17 protein-coding genes are annotated in these 17788 nt (G+C 44.3%); 16 read left to right on the forward strand and 1 reads right to left on the reverse strand.

From position 1 onward, the window contains the following. The first annotated feature begins 5 nt into the window (after positions 1–5). The 14 genes from CW370_RS02990 to sipT all read left to right on the forward strand — a co-directional run bounded on the left by CW370_RS02990 (position 6) and on the right by sipT (position 14704). Positions 6–1298, forward strand: a complete 1293-nt coding sequence (locus CW370_RS02990) for a molybdopterin molybdotransferase MoeA (RefSeq protein WP_024573301.1) — start codon at positions 6–8, stop codon at positions 1296–1298. Next, on the forward strand, positions 1259–1780 hold the full coding sequence (mobB, locus tag CW370_RS02995) for a molybdopterin-guanine dinucleotide biosynthesis protein B (RefSeq protein ID WP_003232370.1): 522 nt from the start codon (positions 1259–1261) through the stop codon (positions 1778–1780). The genes CW370_RS02990 and mobB overlap by 40 nt, the downstream gene beginning before the upstream one ends. Continuing rightward, positions 1780–2253 (forward strand): molybdenum cofactor biosynthesis protein MoaE, encoded by a 474-nt coding sequence (locus CW370_RS03000; RefSeq protein ID WP_024573300.1) that lies wholly within the window; start codon positions 1780–1782, stop codon positions 2251–2253. Before mobB ends, CW370_RS03000 begins: the two co-directional genes overlap by 1 nt. Continuing rightward, positions 2246–2479 (forward strand): molybdopterin converting factor subunit 1, encoded by a 234-nt coding sequence (gene moaD, locus CW370_RS03005; RefSeq protein WP_003232366.1) that lies wholly within the window; start codon positions 2246–2248, stop codon positions 2477–2479. The genes CW370_RS03000 and moaD overlap by 8 nt, the downstream gene beginning before the upstream one ends. A 222-nt stretch (positions 2480–2701) precedes the next feature. After that, positions 2702–4459, forward strand: a complete 1758-nt coding sequence (locus tag CW370_RS03010) for an ABC transporter ATP-binding protein (RefSeq protein ID WP_024572138.1) — start codon at positions 2702–2704, stop codon at positions 4457–4459. An 11-nt stretch (positions 4460–4470) separates the two neighbouring features. Next, positions 4471–6285: an ABC transporter ATP-binding protein gene (locus CW370_RS03015; RefSeq protein ID WP_024572137.1), complete on the forward strand. Its 1815-nt coding sequence runs from the start codon at positions 4471–4473 to the stop codon at positions 6283–6285. A 109-nt stretch (positions 6286–6394) separates the two neighbouring features. Next, the gene (yknW, locus tag CW370_RS03020; protein WP_024572136.1) at positions 6395–7090 is read left to right on the forward strand and encodes a toxin SDP protection protein YknW; all 696 of its coding nucleotides are present in this window, start codon (positions 6395–6397) and stop codon (positions 7088–7090) included. A 4-nt stretch (positions 7091–7094) separates the two neighbouring features. After that, positions 7095–8228 carry an efflux RND transporter periplasmic adaptor subunit gene (locus CW370_RS03025; RefSeq protein WP_024572135.1) on the forward strand — a complete coding sequence of 378 codons (1134 nt, stop codon included), beginning with the start codon at positions 7095–7097 and terminating at the stop codon, positions 8226–8228. Continuing rightward, positions 8229–8921: an ABC transporter ATP-binding protein YknY gene (gene yknY / locus CW370_RS03030; protein WP_024572134.1), complete on the forward strand. Its 693-nt coding sequence runs from the start codon at positions 8229–8231 to the stop codon at positions 8919–8921. Further along, positions 8918–10111 (forward strand): sporulation-delaying-protein transporter subunit SkiZ, encoded by a 1194-nt coding sequence (skiZ, locus tag CW370_RS03035; RefSeq protein WP_029946207.1) that lies wholly within the window; start codon positions 8918–8920, stop codon positions 10109–10111. The genes yknY and skiZ overlap by 4 nt, the downstream gene beginning before the upstream one ends. Positions 10112–10389: 278 nt before the next feature. After that, positions 10390–11145 carry a DeoR/GlpR family DNA-binding transcription regulator gene (locus CW370_RS03040; protein ID WP_014476685.1) on the forward strand — a complete coding sequence of 252 codons (756 nt, stop codon included), beginning with the start codon at positions 10390–10392 and terminating at the stop codon, positions 11143–11145. Beyond that, entirely contained in the window at positions 11142–12053 is a 912-nt protein-coding gene (gene pfkB / locus CW370_RS03045; RefSeq protein WP_003244923.1) for a 1-phosphofructokinase, read from the forward strand. Before CW370_RS03040 ends, pfkB begins: the two co-directional genes overlap by 4 nt. A gap of 14 nt (positions 12054–12067) precedes the next feature. Continuing rightward, positions 12068–13978 (forward strand): PTS fructose transporter subunit IIABC, encoded by a 1911-nt coding sequence (locus CW370_RS03050; RefSeq protein ID WP_029946206.1) that lies wholly within the window; start codon positions 12068–12070, stop codon positions 13976–13978. Between the two features lie 144 nt (positions 13979–14122). Then, a complete protein-coding gene (sipT, locus tag CW370_RS03055) occupies positions 14123–14704 on the forward strand; it encodes a signal peptidase I sipT (protein WP_003232348.1) in 582 nt (193 codons plus the stop codon). Between the two features lie 34 nt (positions 14705–14738). Here the strand turns inward: sipT and CW370_RS03060 are convergent, their stop codons facing one another. Next, a complete protein-coding gene (locus CW370_RS03060) occupies positions 14739–15008 on the reverse strand; it encodes a hypothetical protein (protein WP_003232345.1) in 270 nt (89 codons plus the stop codon). Between the two features lie 180 nt (positions 15009–15188). Between CW370_RS03060 and CW370_RS03065 the strand changes: the two genes are divergently transcribed. Both CW370_RS03065 and CW370_RS03070 read left to right on the forward strand, forming a co-directional pair. Beyond that, on the forward strand, positions 15189–16811 hold the full coding sequence (locus CW370_RS03065) for an ABC-F family ATP-binding cassette domain-containing protein (protein ID WP_003232344.1): 1623 nt from the start codon (positions 15189–15191) through the stop codon (positions 16809–16811). A 56-nt stretch (positions 16812–16867) separates the two neighbouring features. Beyond that, on the forward strand, positions 16868–17779 hold the full coding sequence (locus CW370_RS03070) for a ketopantoate reductase family protein (protein WP_101169478.1): 912 nt from the start codon (positions 16868–16870) through the stop codon (positions 17777–17779). Positions 17780–17788 lie beyond the last annotated feature (9 nt).

Below are 17788 nucleotides of genomic sequence, written 5' to 3' on the forward strand. Positions count from 1 at the left end.
TCAGAATGCTGGAGAAAAGAACACCGATACCGGTAGACGAGGCAGTTCGGCGTGTCTGCCATTTTCAAAAACAAGGTGAAACAGAATGGGTGGCGCTTGAAGACAGCCTTCACCGGTTTTTAGCCGAAGATATAACTGCGGATCACCACGTCCCTGCGTTTGACCGTTCGCCATACGATGGTTTTGCTGTCAGAGCGTGCGATACGGCAGATGCATCACGTGAAAACCCAGTTCGGTTTGAAGTTATTGACCATATTGGAGCTGGGGCAGTATCTGAAAAAGAACTTGGCCCGTTTCAGGCCGTGCGGATTATGACTGGTGCGCAAATCCCTGAAGGGGCAGATGCAGTCGTCATGATTGAACTGACTCAAACCTTTGAGGAGAATGGGAAGTCATTTATGTCTTTAAAACGCCGCTTTCAGACGGGGGATAATATTTCAAAAACAGGTGAGGACGCTCAAAAAGGGAGTGTTTTACTGAGAAAGGGTACCCGGGTGACACCAGGAGTGACGGCTCTTTTGGCAACCTTCGGATACGCATCTGTGCCTGTCGTGAGAAAGCCTGTAGTCGGGATTATCGCAACCGGTACCGAATTGCTGAATGTCAGTGATCCGCTGGAACCGGGAAAAATCCGCAACAGCAATGCGAGTATGGTATATGCGCAAGCGATAGAAGCAGGCGCAACACCGCTTTATTTAGGGAAAATCTCTGATGAACTGGATAAAAGCTTTGATGCAATTAAAGAAGCGATGAAAAAGGTGGATTTCCTGATCACAACGGGCGGTGTGTCAGTCGGTGACTTTGACTTTTTGCCTGCGATCTATGAAAAACTCGGAGCGGACGTGCTGTTTAATAAAGTTGCCATGCGCCCGGGCAGCGTGACAACGGTGGCGCATGCAAACGATATGCTGCTGTTTGGCCTTTCAGGTAATCCGTCGGCATGCTATGTCGGTTTTGAACTGTTTGTCAAACCGATAATCCAGACATGGCTGCTCAATGAAACACCGCATTCAATTTGTGCGGAAGCTGTTTTGACCAAGGATTTTCCGAAGCCGAACCCATTTACCCGATTTGTTCGTGCGCTCGTGCACCATCAGGAAGGGAAGCTGTTGGCGACACCCGTCGGATTAGATAAGTCGAGCTCTGTCACATCACTTGCAGATGCCAATGCATTTATTATCCTGCCGGGCGGCACGCGAGGCTACGAAACTGGCAGAACGGTTCAAGTGCTGCTCATCAGAGAAGAGAATGGAAGTGAATGGCCTTGGTCCGTCCTTTCCCGATCGTCCAAGTTGTAGGATTTCAAAACAGCGGGAAAACAACGTTTATTGAGCGCATTCTTGAAAAAGCCTCTGAACAGGGAGTCCATTTGGGCTGCCTGAAGCATCATGGTCACGGCGGTGAACCGCAAACGCTCACGGAAGGAAAAGACACGGACCGTTACAAGGCGGCAGGTGCTGATGTAACAGCGGTAGAAGGTGCTGGTGTGTTACAGCTGACTGCCCGCCGCAATTGGGATTTGGCACGGCTGATCGAGTTATACCAATTTCTCGAAACAGATTGTCTTCTGATTGAAGGCTTTAAAAAAGCCCCTTATCCTAAAGTGGTTATCCTAAGTGAAAAGGAAGATCTGGAAGCGCTGCAAGCAGTAAATATAATCGCCATCATCTATAGAAAAAAAGAGCATATGACAGAGCATCAGGGATTACCCGTTTTTCATGCGGATGATCCGGTTGCCGTGGATTTTGTGCTTTCACAGCTGAAGGGGGAATCTGCATAATGGAACGGTTTGAGATTACGAAAACACCCATTAATACTGAAGACATCATCAAAAAAGTGGAGAAACGGGAAGCAGGAGCCATTACGACATTTATTGGTACGGTTCGGGAATGGACAAACGGAAAAAGAACGGTTCGGCTTGAATATGAGGCATATGAACCGATGGCCGTGCAAATGCTTGCTCAAATCGGCGCTGAAATCGAAGAAAAATGGGAAGGTGCCTCAGCTGCGATCACGCACCGTATAGGTGTGCTCGATGTCGGTGAAGCAGCGGTAGTGATTGCTGTATCTTCTCCCCATCGAAAAGCCGCATATGAAGCCAATGAGTATGCGATTGAACGCATTAAACAGATTGTGCCGATTTGGAAAAAAGAAATTTGGGAAGACGGTGAGCAATGGATCGGCGACCAGCTAGAAACAACAGCTTATCCGAACGGAAAACCAGACCTAAGCGAGGGAGAGCAGCATGATTAAAATTCTTTTATTTGCAGGGCTTGCTGAACAGGCCGGTACACAAGCAATAGAAATAGATATGGAACAAGCAACCACAGATGAAATAAAAGCGAGTCTAAAAGAACAATACGGTCTTGAATCTATTGATACGGCTATGATTGCCGTTAACGAAAGCTATGTAAAAGAAAATACCTCTGTATCTTCAGGTGACACGGTAGCCATCATACCGCCGGTCAGCGGGGGATGAAAACCGGACGGCATTTCAGCCGTCCGGTTTTCTGTATTTCATTGGCATATCCCCAAGTATCCCCAGCATACAATGATTTTCTGTAAGCGTTTATTCTACATATGGTACTCCCTATAAAGTAAGAGACTCATTCCATAATTAGACTGAAATTTTGAAAAATAATAGAAATTTATTACGGGTATCGATATAGTAAAGATGATAAATGTTGGAAAGGTGCTGGATATGGAGACATTTAAAAGATTAAAAATGTATTATTGGCCGTATAGAAAAGTGTTTATGTGGTCGCTTCTAGCCATGCTTTTGATGACTGCAATTACTGTCGTTTATCCGATTATCCTGCAAATTACGATTGATGAGATCGTGTTGGGACGGCAGTATCAGCTTGCGGCGTGGGTCAGCTTAGGATTTATTGCGGTAATGGTTTTGAAAGGAACGGCTACCTTTTTTCATCAGTATTTAGGTGATATGTTCGGGATCAAATCCGTTTATCGGCTGAGAAATGGTCTGTATGAAAAACTGCAGCGGCTTTCTTTTTCTTACTATGATAACGCGAAAACAGGAGATTTGATGTCCAGGCTGACTGCTGATGTTGAAGGGCTTCGTTTTTTCTTATCATACGGTCTCGCTGAGCTCATTCGCTTCGGCCTGCTGGTAGCCATCAGCCTGTCGGTTATGTTTTACTATTCTGTTCCTCTCACGCTTGTGACAATAGCTGTTCTGCCATTTCTCGCGGTAGCGGTATACCGGTTTGACAAAAGAGTCCATCCCGCCTTCAGAGGCATCCGCAAATCGTTTGCGAAACTCAATACAAAAGTCCAGGAAAATATCAGCGGCATTAATACGGTTAAATCTCTTTCAAGGGAAGATTTTCAGATCAGCACTTTCAATAAAGCCAATGCAGAATACAGGGCGCAGTATTTACAAACATCATCCATCTGGTCTGCGTATTTCCCTTTAATGGAGTTCATTGGTAACATTTGTATTGTAGCTCTCCTCTCATACGGCGGTTACTTGGTTATGCAAAATCAGCTCAATCCCGGCGAGCTTGTTGCTTTCTTCAGCCTTGTCAATTATATGATGTGGCCGATTATGAACTTAGGTTTTGTCATCAATATGTTCTCTCAAGCAAAAGCGTCAGGGGAACGCCTGCTCGACATTCTGGAAAAAGAAGAAGACATTACAGATCATCCTCAGGCTTTGCATAAACAAAAATTAACCGGAGATGTCCATTTCAAAAATGTTTCTCTTGCATACGGAAAAGAACAAACAAACGCGCTGTGCAATGTAAGCTTTGAGGCAAACAGCGGGAAGGTAATCGGACTGTTGGGCCCGACAGGTTCAGGCAAAAGCTCAGTGACACAGCTTCTCACCAGATTTTACAGTCCTGTTGGCGGAATGATTACCATTGATCACAAACCAATCACAGATTATTCGTTAAAAACCCTTCGCTCCAATATCGGGGTCGTACTTCAAGAATCCTTCCTGTTTTCATCTACGATTAGATCAAATATTTCGTATGGGCGGCCGGATGCCTCAATGGAAGACGTCATCGAAGCGGCAAAAAGGGCGCAGGCTCATAACTTTATTATGGAGCTTCCTGATGGGTATGACACCATGCTGGGAGAGAGGGGAATGGGGCTTTCCGGCGGGCAGAAACAGCGAATTGCCATTGCGAGAGCCATCTGCTTGAACCCGAGCATTTTAATATTGGATGATGCCACAAGTGCAGTAGATATGCAAACGGAGCACAGCATACAGCTTGCCTTAAAAGAAGTCATGAAAAACCGCACAACCTTTATCGTCGCTCACCGCATTTCTTCACTGAAACACGCCGATGAAATTCTCGTTTTTAATAAAGGACGCATTCGTGAAAGGGGAACACATCATGAGCTTCTTGAAAAAGGCGGCTACTATAAAAAGATTTACGATTTGCAATACCGTGATGTCAAAATCATTAATGAACCGCATGAGGTCGGATAGGGAGGGGCCAAATGAAACAAGCGAAAAAACAGGGGATTTTAGAGCGTTTCTATTACTCTTCAGATGAAATCATTGAAAAGCCGTTTAACTGGGCTCAAATGTGGCGGCTGCTGAGCTATGTCAAACCATATCGAAAAACAATTTTGCCGCTTTCTTTTCTCACCGTATTAATTGGCACTGCTGTGAAGCTTGTGATCCCCATTCTGATCGGCGTTTATGTTCTTGATCAAGCGATTACAGGGAGAAACTCGGAGCTGCTGATTCAGCTCATTTTTATTATTAGCGGTTTATATGTCCTCAATTACGCCGCCAATGTGTTAAGAATCAGGTGGATGAATCAGCTTGGCCAGCATGTCATTTACGATTTGCGACAGCATTTATTTACCCATGTGCAGCGCTTATCCCATCGATTTTTTGATCAGCGGTCGGCGGGATCGATCTTAGTCAGGATCATGAATGATATTAACTCTCTTCAGGAGCTCTTTACAAGCGGAGTCATCAATTTGTTGACCGACTTGCTGCTTCTGGCCGGCGTGATTATCATTTTGTTTACGCTGAGCCCTGAGCTGACTATAGCCATCATGGTGACATTGCCGATTATGTTTTTTATTTCAACAAGTCTCAGAAAAAAAATACGCCGATCCTGGCAAACGGTACGGCTGAAGCAATCGAAGCTCAACTCTCATCTAAATGAAAGCATTCAGGGCATCCGGGTCACACAGGCATTTACGCAGGAAGAAGAAAACATGGCGTATTTTGACGGTGTCAATCAGGAGAACTACGAATCATGGCGGGAAGCAACTAGAAAAAATGCCATGTTCCGTCCGCTGGTAGAAATGACGAATGCGATTGGGACGGCTGTCTTGATTTGGTATGGAGCCACACTCATCATGAATGAAACCATTACGATTGGCGTCTTCGTTTCTTTTGCTTTCTATCTGGGAATGTTTTGGGAACCAATTTCGAGACTGGGTCAGGTCTATAATCAGCTGTTAATGGGGATGGCATCATCAGAACGGATTTTTGAGTTTCTGGACGAACAGCCAAATGTCAAGGAGAAGCCGAATGCCATTCATAAGGAAAAGATAAATGGGGAGATCAGTTTTGAAGAGGTTGAATTTTCGTATGATGAAAAACGAAAAGCCCTTCACGCCGTTTCTTTCTCTATTCCTGCAGGCTCGATGCTTGCGCTTGTCGGGCATACAGGGAGCGGGAAGACGACGATTGCCAATTTAATCAGCCGATTTTATGATGCGACCGGAGGCACCATTAAAATAGACGGTATACCGATTAAGGATCTTTCCCTTGCCAGTCTGCGCTCTCAAATCAGCATTGTCCTGCAAGATACATTTATTTTCTCTGGGACCATCATGGAAAATATTCGTTTTGGAAGGCCAAATGCTTCGGATGAAGAGGTGATGAAAGCGTCCCAAGCGGTCGGAGCGGATGAGTTTATTTCCGATTTAGCGGAAGGATACGCAACAGAGGTGGAGGAAAGGGGCAGCGTACTGTCTGCCGGTCAGCGTCAGCTCATTTCCTTTGCAAGAGCATTGCTCGCCGATCCGGCTATTATCATCCTTGACGAAGCAACGGCAAGCATTGATACAGAGACAGAAGTAAAAATTCAGCAAGCGTTAAAAACGCTTCTGAAAGGGCGTACAGCAGTGATGATCGCTCACAGATTGTCTACGATCCGCGACGCCGACCGCATCATTGTTCTTGATCACGGCAGGAAAATAGAAGAAGGGAACCATGATCAGCTGCTCGCTAAAGGAGGCATTTATGCCGAGCTTGTGAAAGCGCAATACAGCACAGCGATAGAATAATATGAAAAGCCTTCAATATTGAAGGCTTTTGGAAATTTATTAGAAAAACATGAAACTTTTTGATATCCTTCCCGTACTATTTGTTAGATATTCTCAAGGAGGTTTTGAAATGGAAACGAATGTAGAAAAAAACAGCGGAACGGCGACTGAAAAGCCTTCACTTTTAGGAGTAATCACAAGTCCGTCCGTTCAATTTGAAAGAATAAGAGAAAGGCCGGCTGTGTGGGGACCGCTTTTGATTGTTGCAGCAATTATCATCGTCGGTGCCGTGCTGCAATCACTCGGTACGGATTATAGTGAGCTTTTGAAAAGCCAGGATACGCAAGGGCTATCTGCTGAACAAATGGAAACTGTCGCAACAATAACCAAAGTTGGCGGAATGGCAGGCGCTATTATCGGCGGTATCGCAGCATTATTTATTGCCCCTCTTATTTATTGGCTCTGTGTAAAAGTATCAGGCGGTGTTACGTCATATAAAAAAATGCTTTCTCTCGGCCTGTTTGTCTCTTTGATTAGCAGTCTCGGATTATTGGTTAATGGAATCGTTGCTTTTACGACTGACGTGAATCCTCTTTACAGCACGACGTCACTGGCAGGGATTATCCCATCTGACGGGGCTCTTGCCAGCGTGTTAAATACCTTTGAAATTTTCAGCATCTGGAGCTTTGTATTATTAGCAATCGGACTTCACAAAACGGGAGGCATCTCCAAAAAAGCCGGGTGGATTTCAGCAATCATTCTATTCGGAATTTTAGTTGTATTTTCATTCTTTTCAGGTTTAATCAATTCTGTGGCGGGTGCATAAGCTCATGAAAAAAGTCTGGATCGGAATTGGAATCGCAGTTATAGTCGCTCTTTTTGTTGGAATCAATATATACCGGTCTGCCGCTCCAACAAGCGGCAGCGCCGGCAAGGAGATACAGACGGGGAGCGTTGAAGAAAATGAAATCTCATCAACGGTTATGGTTCCTGGCACGCTAAAATTTTCAAATGAACAGTATGTCTTTTATGAAGTGGATAAAGGGACATTAGAAGACATTAAAGTTAAGGAAGGCGATAAAGTTAAAAAGGGCACGCCTTTAGTCACCTATACAAATGAGCAGCTGAGCCTGGAAAAAGAACAGAACCAGTTAACGTCTGAATCCAACCGGCTTCAAATTGACCAAATTCAAGAAAAGTTAAAAGCCTTAGACAGCAAAGAAAGAGAACTGGAAAAACAGGTAGGAAAGAAAGAAGCAGAAAAACAAATCGAATCTGAACGAACAGAGCTTCAAATGCAGAAAAAAACAGCGGAGATCGAATTAAAACAAACCGAGCTTCAGCGACAGTCACTTGCCAACCGGGTATCAGATTTAGAAGTGAAAAGCGAAATTGAAGGCACCGTTATTTCTGTCAACCAAGAAGCGGCATCCAAAAAGTCAGATATTCAAGAGCCTGTCATACATATCGGCAACCCAAAAGACCTTGTCGTCTCAGGGAAATTGTCTGAATACGATACATTGAAAGTCAAAAAAGGCCAGAAGGTCACACTCACTTCAGATGTAATACAGGGTAAAACATGGAAAGGCACGGTTTCCGCAGTCGGGCTTGTTCCGGATCAGCAGGAGAGCGCTGCGGCACAAGGAACAGAACAGGCGGTCCAATACCCGCTTCAAGTGAAAATAAAAGGAAATCTTCCAGAAGGAAAGCCAGGCTTTAAATTTATTATGAACATTGAAACAGATAAGCGGAAAGCAAATACGCTTCCTTCAAAGGCAGTCAAAAAAGAAGATGACCAATATTATGTGTATACAGTAAAAGACGGAAAAGCAAAGCGAGTTGATGTCAAAATCGGCGAAGTGACAGATGACCTGACAGAAATTAAAGAGGGGCTTTCCCAAGATGATCAAGTCATTTTGAATCCATCTGATCAGGTGACTGACGGAATGGAAGTGAAATCTTAAATGATTCAGCTTTCTAATGTGCGAAAAAGCTACCAGATCGGAAAGGAAACGTTTGATGTTCTCCACTCTATTGATTTGGACATTCATCAAGGTGAATATGTCTCGATTATGGGGCCGTCAGGATCAGGGAAATCGACGATCATGAATATTATCGGCTGTCTTGATCGGCCGACTTCCGGTACATATAAATTGGACGGCGAAGACATTTCTTCATATAAAGATAAAGAACTGGCGGCAGTCCGTAACCGGTCCATCGGTTTTGTATTTCAGCAATTTCAGCTTCTTCCGCGGCTGAACGCAAAAAAAAATGTCGAGCTGCCGATGATTTATTCCGGGATAGGCAAAAAGGAACGTCAAGAGCGGGCTGAGAGAGCATTGGAAAAGGTCGGGTTAGCCGATCGAATGCTCCACATGCCCAACGAGCTGTCGGGCGGGCAGAAGCAGCGGGTGGCGATTGCGAGGGCGATCGTGAATGAGCCGAAATTGATTTTAGCTGATGAACCGACCGGCGCCCTGGATACGAAAACAAGCGAGGCGATTATGGATCAGTTTACAGCATTAAATGCCGAGGGAACGACAATCGTTCTGGTTACTCACGAGCCTGAAGTAGCAGATTGCACGAATCGGATCGTCATGGTGCGTGACGGAAACATTGTTCCTGCCAGCTCCGGACAAAGGAGTGTGGGAGAATGAGCCTGTTAGAAAACATCAGAATGGCTCTAAGCTCTGTTCTTGCCCATAAAATGCGTTCGATCTTAACGATGCTCGGCATTATCATTGGTGTAGGCTCTGTCATTGTTGTCGTTGCGGTAGGACAGGGCGGCGAGCAAATGCTGAAGCAGTCGATCAGCGGCCCGGGAAATACTGTGGAGCTGTACTATATGCCTAGCGACGAGGAGCTTGCAAGCAACCCGAACGCCGCAGCTGAATCTACGTTTACAGAAAACGATATTAAAGGTTTAAAAGGAATAGAAGGCATTAAACAAGTCGTTGCTTCGACTTCTGAAAGTATGAAAGCGCGTTATCACGAAGAAGAAACCGATGCTACGGTTAACGGAATAAATGATGGATACATGAATGTCAATTCTTTAGAAATCGAAAGCGGCAGAACATTTACCGACAATGACTTTCTCGCGGGGAATAGAGCCGGAATCATCTCTCAAAAGATGGCTGAAGAACTGTTCGATAAAACCTCCCCTTTAGGTGAAGTTGTCTGGATAAACGGACAGCCCGTTGAAATTATCGGCGTGCTGAAAAAAGAAACAGGCTTGCTTTCTTTCGGTTTAAGTGAAATGTATGTGCCATTTAATATGATGAAATCCTCTTTTGGCACAAGTGATTTCAGTAACGTATCATTGCAGGTCGAATCAGCAGACGACATAAAATCGGCTGGAAAAGAAGCGGCACAGCTGGTAAATGACAATCATGGCACAGAGGATTCGTATCAAGTGATGAACATGGAAGAGATTGCGGCCGGAATTGGCAAAGTAACGGCAATTATGACGACGATTATCGGCTCAATTGCAGGTATTTCCCTTTTGGTCGGCGGAATCGGTGTCATGAATATTATGCTCGTATCAGTCACAGAACGGACGCGGGAAATCGGAATCAGAAAATCACTTGGTGCGACGAGAGGACAGATTCTGACTCAGTTTTTAATTGAATCAGTCGTATTGACGCTGATTGGCGGACTTATCGGGATTGGTATTGGATACGGAGGGGCCGCGCTTGTTTCAGCCATTGCGGGCTGGCCGTCACTCATATCCTGGCAGGTTGTATGCGGGGGCGTGCTGTTCAGTATGCTCATTGGTGTTATTTTCGGCATGCTTCCTGCAAATAAAGCCGCAAAGCTTGATCCCATTGAAGCGCTGCGTTATGAGTAGCCTCATGCAACATGCATGAGGTTTTTTATGTTTAGTGATTTCTACTATGAATATAAAAGACTTTTTTCATTAAAATAAGAAAAAAATGTCGTACAATTGTCCTTATTTTTGTCGAATTTACAGTTTACAAACCCTATAGACATACGTTAATATGGAGAAACGTGAAAGATTTTGATAGTTATTGAATGAATTTGAATGATTTTAGTTGCCTAAACCGAAAATAGCGTTTACAATGAAATTGTATTCAAAATGAATACGTTTTCATTAGGAGGTGAAGCATGCTAACTCCTGAACGGCATCAATTGATTATTGATCAAATAGAAAAGCATGATGTGGTAAAGATTCAAGAGCTTATAAATCTGACTAATGCTTCTGAATCAACAATCAGAAGAGATTTATCGACACTTGAAGAACGCGGTTTTTTAAAGCGCGTTCATGGTGGAGCGGCCAAGCTTTCCGATATCAGACTTGAACCCGATATGCTTGAAAAATCATCCAAAAACCTTCACGATAAACTGAAGATTGCTGAAAAAGCAGCTTCTCTTTTAGAAGAAGGGGATTGCATTTACCTTGATGCAGGCACGACGACATTGCACATGATTGATTTTATGGATAAAACCAAAGATATTGTCGTTGTCACAAACGGGGTAATGCATATCGATGCATTAATAAGGAAAGAAATTTCTTTTTATCTGCTTGGAGGATACGTAAAGCACAGAACGGGCGCGATTATTGGAGGCGCTTCACTGATTGCCATGGACCAGTACAGATTTGACAAGAGTTTTCTGGGGACAAACGGTGTCCATACAGAGGCTGGATTCACAACGCCGGACCCTGATGAGGCCCTTTTAAAACAGAAAGCGATCAAACAGGCAAAACACGCTTACGTCTTAGCAGACCCTTCGAAGTTCGGAGAAATTTCATTTTCGGCATTCGCCGGAATAGGCGACGCAACAATCATTACGACTGACGCTGAAGAGCTTACATTCGATAATTACCAAGAAAAAACTGTCGTAAAGGTAGTGAAACCATGATTTACACTGTAACACTTAATCCATCTGTCGATTATATTGTTCACGTTGAAGATTTTACTGTAGGAGGCCTGAACCGTTCTTCGTATGATACCAAGTATCCAGGGGGCAAAGGCATCAACGTATCGAGACTGCTGAAAAGACACCATGTGGCGTCTAAAGCGCTCGGATTCGTCGGCGGATTTACCGGAGAATATATCAAAACATTTTTACGGGAAGAAAACCTGGAAACAGCTTTTTCTGAAGTAAAAGGGGATACCCGTATCAATGTAAAGCTGAAAACTGGTGATGAAACTGAAATTAACGGGCAGGGACCGACAATTTCGGATGAAGATTTCAAAGCCTTTTTAGAGCAGTTCCAATCTTTGCAAGAGGGAGATATCGTTGTTCTTGCAGGAAGCATTCCATCTTCACTCCCTCACGATACTTATGAAAAAATCGCAGAGGCCTGCAAACAGCAGAACGCACGAGTTGTTCTGGATATCTCAGGCGAGGCTCTTTTGAAAGCAACAGAAATGAAACCATTTTTGATGAAGCCAAATCATCATGAGCTTGGAGAAATGTTCGGCACGGCCATTACATCTGTTGAGGAAGCCGTTCCTTATGGGAAAAAGCTTGTAGAACAAGGCGCTGAACATGTAATCGTATCAATGGCCGGAGACGGAGCGCTTCTGTTTACGAACGAAGCTGTTTATTTTGCTAACGTGCCAAAGGGGAAATTGGTAAACTCAGTCGGAGCAGGGGATTCCGTTGTTGCAGGTTTCCTTGCCGGAATTTCCAAACAGCTGCCGCTTGAAGAAGCATTCCGCTTAGGAGTTACTTCAGGCAGTGCTACCGCGTTCTCTGAAGAACTTGGAACAGAAGAATTTGTCCAGCAGCTTCTTCCTGAAGTTAAGGTCACACGTCTATAGAGGAGGAAACACAAGTGAAAATAACTGAGCTTTTAACGAAGCATACGATAAAGCTTAATATTGAGAGCAAAGAAAAAGAAAATGTTATTGACGAAATGGTCACTGTTCTTGATAAGGCTGGAAAGTTAAATGACCGACAAGCCTATAAAGAAGCCATTTTAAATCGCGAAAGCCAAAGCTCCACGGGTATCGGTGAAGGAATCGCTATCCCCCATGCGAAAACGGCAAGCGTTATCAACCCGGCGATCGCGTTTGGACGTTCAAAAGACGGCGTCGATTATGAATCATTAGACGGCCAGCCGGCTCACTTAGTGTTCATGATCGCGGCGACTGAAGGCGCAAACAACACTCACCTTGAAGCATTGTCAAGACTTTCAACGCTGTTAATGCGTGAAGAAATCCGTAAGCAGCTCCTTGAAGCTGAGTCTGAAGATGCCATCATCGACATTATTAATCAGCACGATAAAGATGATGACGAAGAGGAAGAGGAAGAAGAAGAAGCGGCACCAGCACCTGCCGGAAAAGGAAAAATTTTAGCGGTTACTGCATGCCCGACAGGTATTGCCCATACATTCATGGCTGCGGATGCCCTTAAAGAAAAAGCGAAAGAGCTTGGTGTGGAAATTAAGGTCGAAACAAATGGGTCAAGCGGCATTAAGCACAAGCTCACTGCCCAAGAAATCGAAGATGCACCTGCAATCATTGTCGCAGCGGACAAGCAGGTTGAAATGGAACGTTTTAAAGGCAAGCGAGTACTTCAAGTTCCTGTAACGGCGGGTATCAGACGTCCGCAAGAGCTTATCGAAAAAGCGATGAATCAAGATGCGCCGATTTATCAAGGCAGCGGCGGCGGTTCAGCAGCTTCAAACGACGATGAAGAAGCGAAAGGCAAGTCTGGAAGCGGTATCGGAAACGCGTTTTATAAGCACCTGATGAGCGGTGTCAGCAACATGCTTCCGTTCGTAGTCGGCGGCGGTATTCTCGTTGCGATTTCATTCTTCTGGGGAATTCACTCTGCTGATCCGAATGATCCTAGCTACAACACGTTTGCAGCAGCATTAAACTTTATCGGCGGCGACAATGCATTAAAACTGATTGTTGCAGTTCTGGCCGGTTTCATTGCGATGAGTATTGCAGATCGTCCTGGTTTTGCGCCTGGTATGGTCGGCGGATTTATGGCAACTCAAGCGAATGCTGGATTCTTAGGCGGCTTAATTGCCGGATTCCTTGCCGGTTATGTCGTGATTTTACTGAAGAAAGTATTTACGTTTATCCCTCAGTCACTTGATGGATTAAAACCTGTTTTGATTTACCCGCTGTTCGGTATTTTTATCACTGGCGTATTAATGCAATTTGTCGTCAATACACCTGTAGCGGCATTTATGAATTTCTTAACAAACTGGCTTGAAAGCCTTGGTACTGGAAACCTTGTGTTAATGGGTATTATCTTGGGCGGCATGATGGCGATCGATATGGGCGGCCCGCTTAATAAAGCAGCCTTTACGTTCGGTATCGCCATGATCGATGCAGGCAACTATGCGCCTCATGCAGCAATCATGGCCGGCGGTATGGTTCCTCCGCTTGGTATCGCACTTGCAACAACCATTTTCAGAAACAAATTCACTCAGCGTGACCGTGAAGCTGGTATTACATGCTATTTCATGGGAGCTGCTTTCGTAACAGAGGGAGCGATCCCATTTGCTGCGGCTGATCCGCTTCGCGTCATACCAGCTGCTGTAGTCGGTGCAGCTGTTGCCGGCGGATTAACTGAATTCTTCCGTGTAACGCTTCCAGCCCCTCATGGAGGAGTATTCGTAGCTTTCATTACAAACCATCCGATGCTTTACCTTTTAAGTATCGTGATCGGTGCTGTCGTGATGGCAATTATCCTCGGTATCGTCAAAAAACCTGTTACAGAAAAATAAGAAAAAAAGCGTCCTTGGTTCGAAAGGACGCTTTTTCTTATCCGGCCGGCAGGGAGCGCGGTTAAGTTATGTATTTTATTCTTTTTTATGATAAAGTAAAAGAAGAGAAACAACTGACATAGCAATTGTCTAGGAGGAAACACTTTGACCGAGGAAAAAAATACGAATACTGAGAAAACGGCGAAGAAAAAAACCAATACGTACCTGGAATGGGGTAAAGCGATTGTCATCGCTGTTCTGCTGGCTCTCCTGATCCGTCACTTTTTGTTTGAACCGTATTTAGTTGAAGGTTCATCTATGTATCCCACATTACATGACGGAGAAAGGCTGTTTGTGAATAAAACAGTCAACTATATCGGCGAGCTGAAGCGCGGAGATATCGTTATTATCAACGGTGAAACTTCTAAAATCCATTATGTAAAAAGATTGATCGGAAAGCCTGGAGAAACCGTTCAAATGAAGGATGACACGCTTTATATAAACGGTAAAAAAGTAGCCGAGCCTTACTTGTCTAAAAACAAGAAGGAAGCAGAAAAACTTGGTGTCAGTCTGACAGGAGACTTTGGACCGGTTAAGGTTCCGAAAGGCAAATACTTTGTCATGGGAGATAACCGGCTAAATTCTATGGACAGCCGAAACGGGCTGGGACTGATCGCGGAAGATCGAATTGTCGGCACATCGAAGTTTGTCTTTTTCCCGTTTAACGAAATGCGTCAAACAAAATAAAAACGCCTTGCTGGCCTTTGGACAGCAGGCGTTTTTATTTTGAAAAAGAAGCGACTAATGCAATGCATAAAACCGTGATGAACACTGAACCGATAATAGCTAGCACACTGAAGAAAAGGTGAACCTGTTTGTTCTCTTTTCCGCGCTTTTCTAAAAGCCGTTTAGAAAAAATGTGCGAAAATATGTAAATAAGGGCTATGCCTATATATAAGCCGATATCTTTGGCGGTAAAGCCTGTTACGGCAAGGTAAAAGCCCGTAAAAAAGATCAGTAAGCAATATTCAGTAAGTGTTAAAAGCCTCAACGTGTTCCTCCATGAGAGTGTGTAATTTTCCAGGCGGATGCATTCTCTCTCTTTAATTTTAACACAGCTGGCTGGTTTGGGTGTACAAGTGTTTTCTCTCTGTTTTATCAGGGAATCATTTCTCTTGCCCTGCATTCATGGTATACTTTTATTGATGATAGACATGATGGAGGATAATAAATGATTGCTGTAAATAATGTAAGCTTGCGGTTTGCGGATCGCAAGTTATTTGAAGATGTTAATATTAAATTTACCCCAGGCAACTGCTATGGGTTAATTGGTGCAAACGGTGCCGGTAAATCAACGTTTCTAAAGGTGCTGTCAGGCGAAATCGAGCCTCAGACAGGCGACGTGCATATGAGTCCTGGCGAGCGTCTTGCCGTCTTGAAGCAGAACCATTTTGAGTACGAAGAGTATGAAGTGCTGAAAGTGGTCATTATGGGCCACAAACGCCTGTATGAAGTCATGCAGGAGAAAGACGCTATTTACATGAAGCCTGATTTCTCAGATGAGGATGGGATTCGTGCTGCTGAGCTAGAAGGTGAATTTGCGGAACTGAACGGTTGGGAAGCGGAAAGTGAAGCTGCGATCCTGTTAAAAGGTCTTGGTATCTCAGAAGATCTGCACACAAAAAAGATGGCAGACCTCGGCGGTTCGGAGAAGGTAAAAGTTCTCTTGGCACAGGCATTATTCGGCAAGCCGGATGTTCTGCTGCTCGATGAGCCGACGAACCACCTGGACCTTCAGGCAATCCAGTGGCTTGAAGAGTTTCTGATTAACTTTGAAAACACAGTTATTGTCGTATCCCATGACCGTCACTTCTTAAATAAAGTATGTACGCACATTGCCGACCTTGATTTTAACAAAATTCAAATCTATGTCGGAAACTATGATTTCTGGTACGAGTCAAGCCAACTGGCGTTAAAGCTTTCTCAAGAAGCGAACAAGAAAAAAGAAGAGCAGATTAAACAGCTTCAAGAGTTTGTCGCTAGATTCAGCGCCAATGCGTCTAAATCTAAGCAGGCTACATCAAGAAAGAAACTTCTCGAAAAAATCACGCTGGATGATATTAAACCGTCTTCCCGCCGCTATCCTTATGTTAACTTCACGCCGGAACGGGAAATCGGAAATGATGTTCTTCGCGTGGAAGGCTTAACAAAAACAATCGATGGCGTAAAGGTGCTTGACAATGTCAGCTTTATTATGAATCGAGAAGATAAAATTGCTTTCACTGGCCGAAACGAACTTGCTGTTACTACGCTGTTTAAAATCATTTCCGGGGAAATGGAAGCTGACAGCGGAACGTTTAAATGGGGTGTTACCACATCTCAGGCGTATTTTCCAAAAGACAACAGCGAATATTTCGAAGGCAGTGATCTGAACCTTGTAGACTGGCTTCGCCAATATTCTCCACACGACCAAAGTGAGAGCTTTTTACGCGGTTTCTTAGGACGCATGCTGTTCTCCGGAGAGGAAGTCCACAAAAAAGCAAACGTACTCTCCGGGGGAGAAAAGGTCCGCTGTATGCTGTCGAAAGCGATGCTTTCTGGCGCCAATATTTTAATTTTGGATGAGCCGACCAACCATTTAGACCTAGAGTCCATTACAGCGCTCAATAACGGCTTAATCAGCTTTAAAGGCGCTATGCTGTTTACTTCCCATGACCATCAGTTTGTGCAGACCATTGCCAACAGAATTATAGAAATTACACCTAACGGCATCGTCGATAAGCAAATGAGCTATGACGAGTTCCTTGAAAATGCTGATGTGCAGAAAAAATTGACTGAACTATACGCGGAATAAAAAAGCAGAGATTTCTCTGCTTTTTTTGATACCTAAATATGAAAGGAGATCACAATATGAAATTTTTAGTTGTCGGAGCAGGTGGAGTAGGCGGGTATATTGGCGGACGGCTTGCAGAGAAAGGAAATGATGTGACATTTCTCGTGCGCCAAAAAAGAGCTGAGCAGCTGAAAGAAACCGGGCTTGTCATCCATAGTGAAAAAGGGAATGTATCATTTCAGCCCGAACTAATCAGTGCTGGAGAAACAGGGCAATTTGATGTCGTTATCATTGCTTCTAAAGCATACTCACTTGGTCAAGTGATAGAGGATGTTAAACCATTTATCCATCAGGAATCTGTCATTATCCCTTTCTTAAACGGGTACCGCCACTATGAGCAGCTATTTGCGGCATTTTCAAAAGAACAGGTGCTGGGCGGCCTGTGTTTTATAGAAAGTGCTTTAGACAACAAAGGAGAAATTCATCATACGAGCGCATCACATCGTTTTGTATTTGGAGAATGGAACGGCGAGCGTACGGAGCGAATAAGAGCGCTTGAAGAGGCATTTTCAGGTGTGAAGGCTGAAGTCATCATTAGCGGGCATATCGAGAAGGACATTTGGAAAAAGTATCTCTTTATTGCAGCGCAAGCGGGGATCACAACGTTATTTCAACGACCGCTTGGCCCAATCCTCGCCACAGAAGCCGGACGTCACACGGCTCAAACTCTTATTGGGGAAATTTGCGCTGTTTTACGAAAAGAAGGTGTTCCGGCTGATCCGGCTCTTGAGGAAGAGAGCTTTCGTACGATGACCAGCATGTCTTACCATATGAAGTCCTCCATGCTTCGGGATATGGAAAACGGCAAAACGACAGAAGGCGACCACCTGCATGGATTTTTGCTTGAAAAAGCAAAACGTTTATCTCTCGCAGCACCAGTATTAGAAACCGTTTATGCGAATCTGCAAATGTATGAAGCAGAAAAATAAAAAAAGGAG

The sequence above is a fragment of the Bacillus sp. SN32 genome (assembly GCF_002837495.1).
GTDB lineage: Bacteria > Bacillota > Bacilli > Bacillales > Bacillaceae > Bacillus > Bacillus subtilis.

Excerpts from the sequence above, each read along its gene's own strand:
- yknW (WP_024572136.1), top strand. The coding sequence starts at position 6,395 with ATGGAAACGAATGTAGAAAAAAACAGCGGAACGGCGACTGAAAAGCCT.
- moaD (WP_003232366.1), top strand. The coding sequence starts at position 2,246 with ATGATTAAAATTCTTTTATTTGCAGGGCTTGCTGAACAGGCCGGTACA.
- CW370_RS03000 (WP_024573300.1), top strand. The coding sequence starts at position 1,780 with ATGGAACGGTTTGAGATTACGAAAACACCCATTAATACTGAAGACATC.
- CW370_RS03040 (WP_014476685.1), top strand. The coding sequence starts at position 10,390 with ATGCTAACTCCTGAACGGCATCAATTGATTATTGATCAAATAGAAAAG.
- skiZ (WP_029946207.1), top strand. The coding sequence starts at position 8,918 with ATGAGCCTGTTAGAAAACATCAGAATGGCTCTAAGCTCTGTTCTTGCC.
- CW370_RS03065 (WP_003232344.1), top strand. The coding sequence starts at position 15,189 with ATGATTGCTGTAAATAATGTAAGCTTGCGGTTTGCGGATCGCAAGTTA.
- mobB (WP_003232370.1), top strand. The coding sequence starts at position 1,259 with ATGGCCTTGGTCCGTCCTTTCCCGATCGTCCAAGTTGTAGGATTTCAA.
- CW370_RS03025 (WP_024572135.1), top strand. The coding sequence starts at position 7,095 with ATGAAAAAAGTCTGGATCGGAATTGGAATCGCAGTTATAGTCGCTCTT.
- CW370_RS03010 (WP_024572138.1), top strand. The coding sequence starts at position 2,702 with ATGGAGACATTTAAAAGATTAAAAATGTATTATTGGCCGTATAGAAAA.
- pfkB (WP_003244923.1), top strand. The coding sequence starts at position 11,142 with ATGATTTACACTGTAACACTTAATCCATCTGTCGATTATATTGTTCAC.
- CW370_RS03015 (WP_024572137.1), top strand. The coding sequence starts at position 4,471 with ATGAAACAAGCGAAAAAACAGGGGATTTTAGAGCGTTTCTATTACTCT.
- CW370_RS03070 (WP_101169478.1), top strand. The coding sequence starts at position 16,868 with ATGAAATTTTTAGTTGTCGGAGCAGGTGGAGTAGGCGGGTATATTGGC.
- yknY (WP_024572134.1), top strand. The coding sequence starts at position 8,229 with ATGATTCAGCTTTCTAATGTGCGAAAAAGCTACCAGATCGGAAAGGAA.
- CW370_RS02990 (WP_024573301.1), top strand. The coding sequence starts at position 6 with ATGCTGGAGAAAAGAACACCGATACCGGTAGACGAGGCAGTTCGGCGT.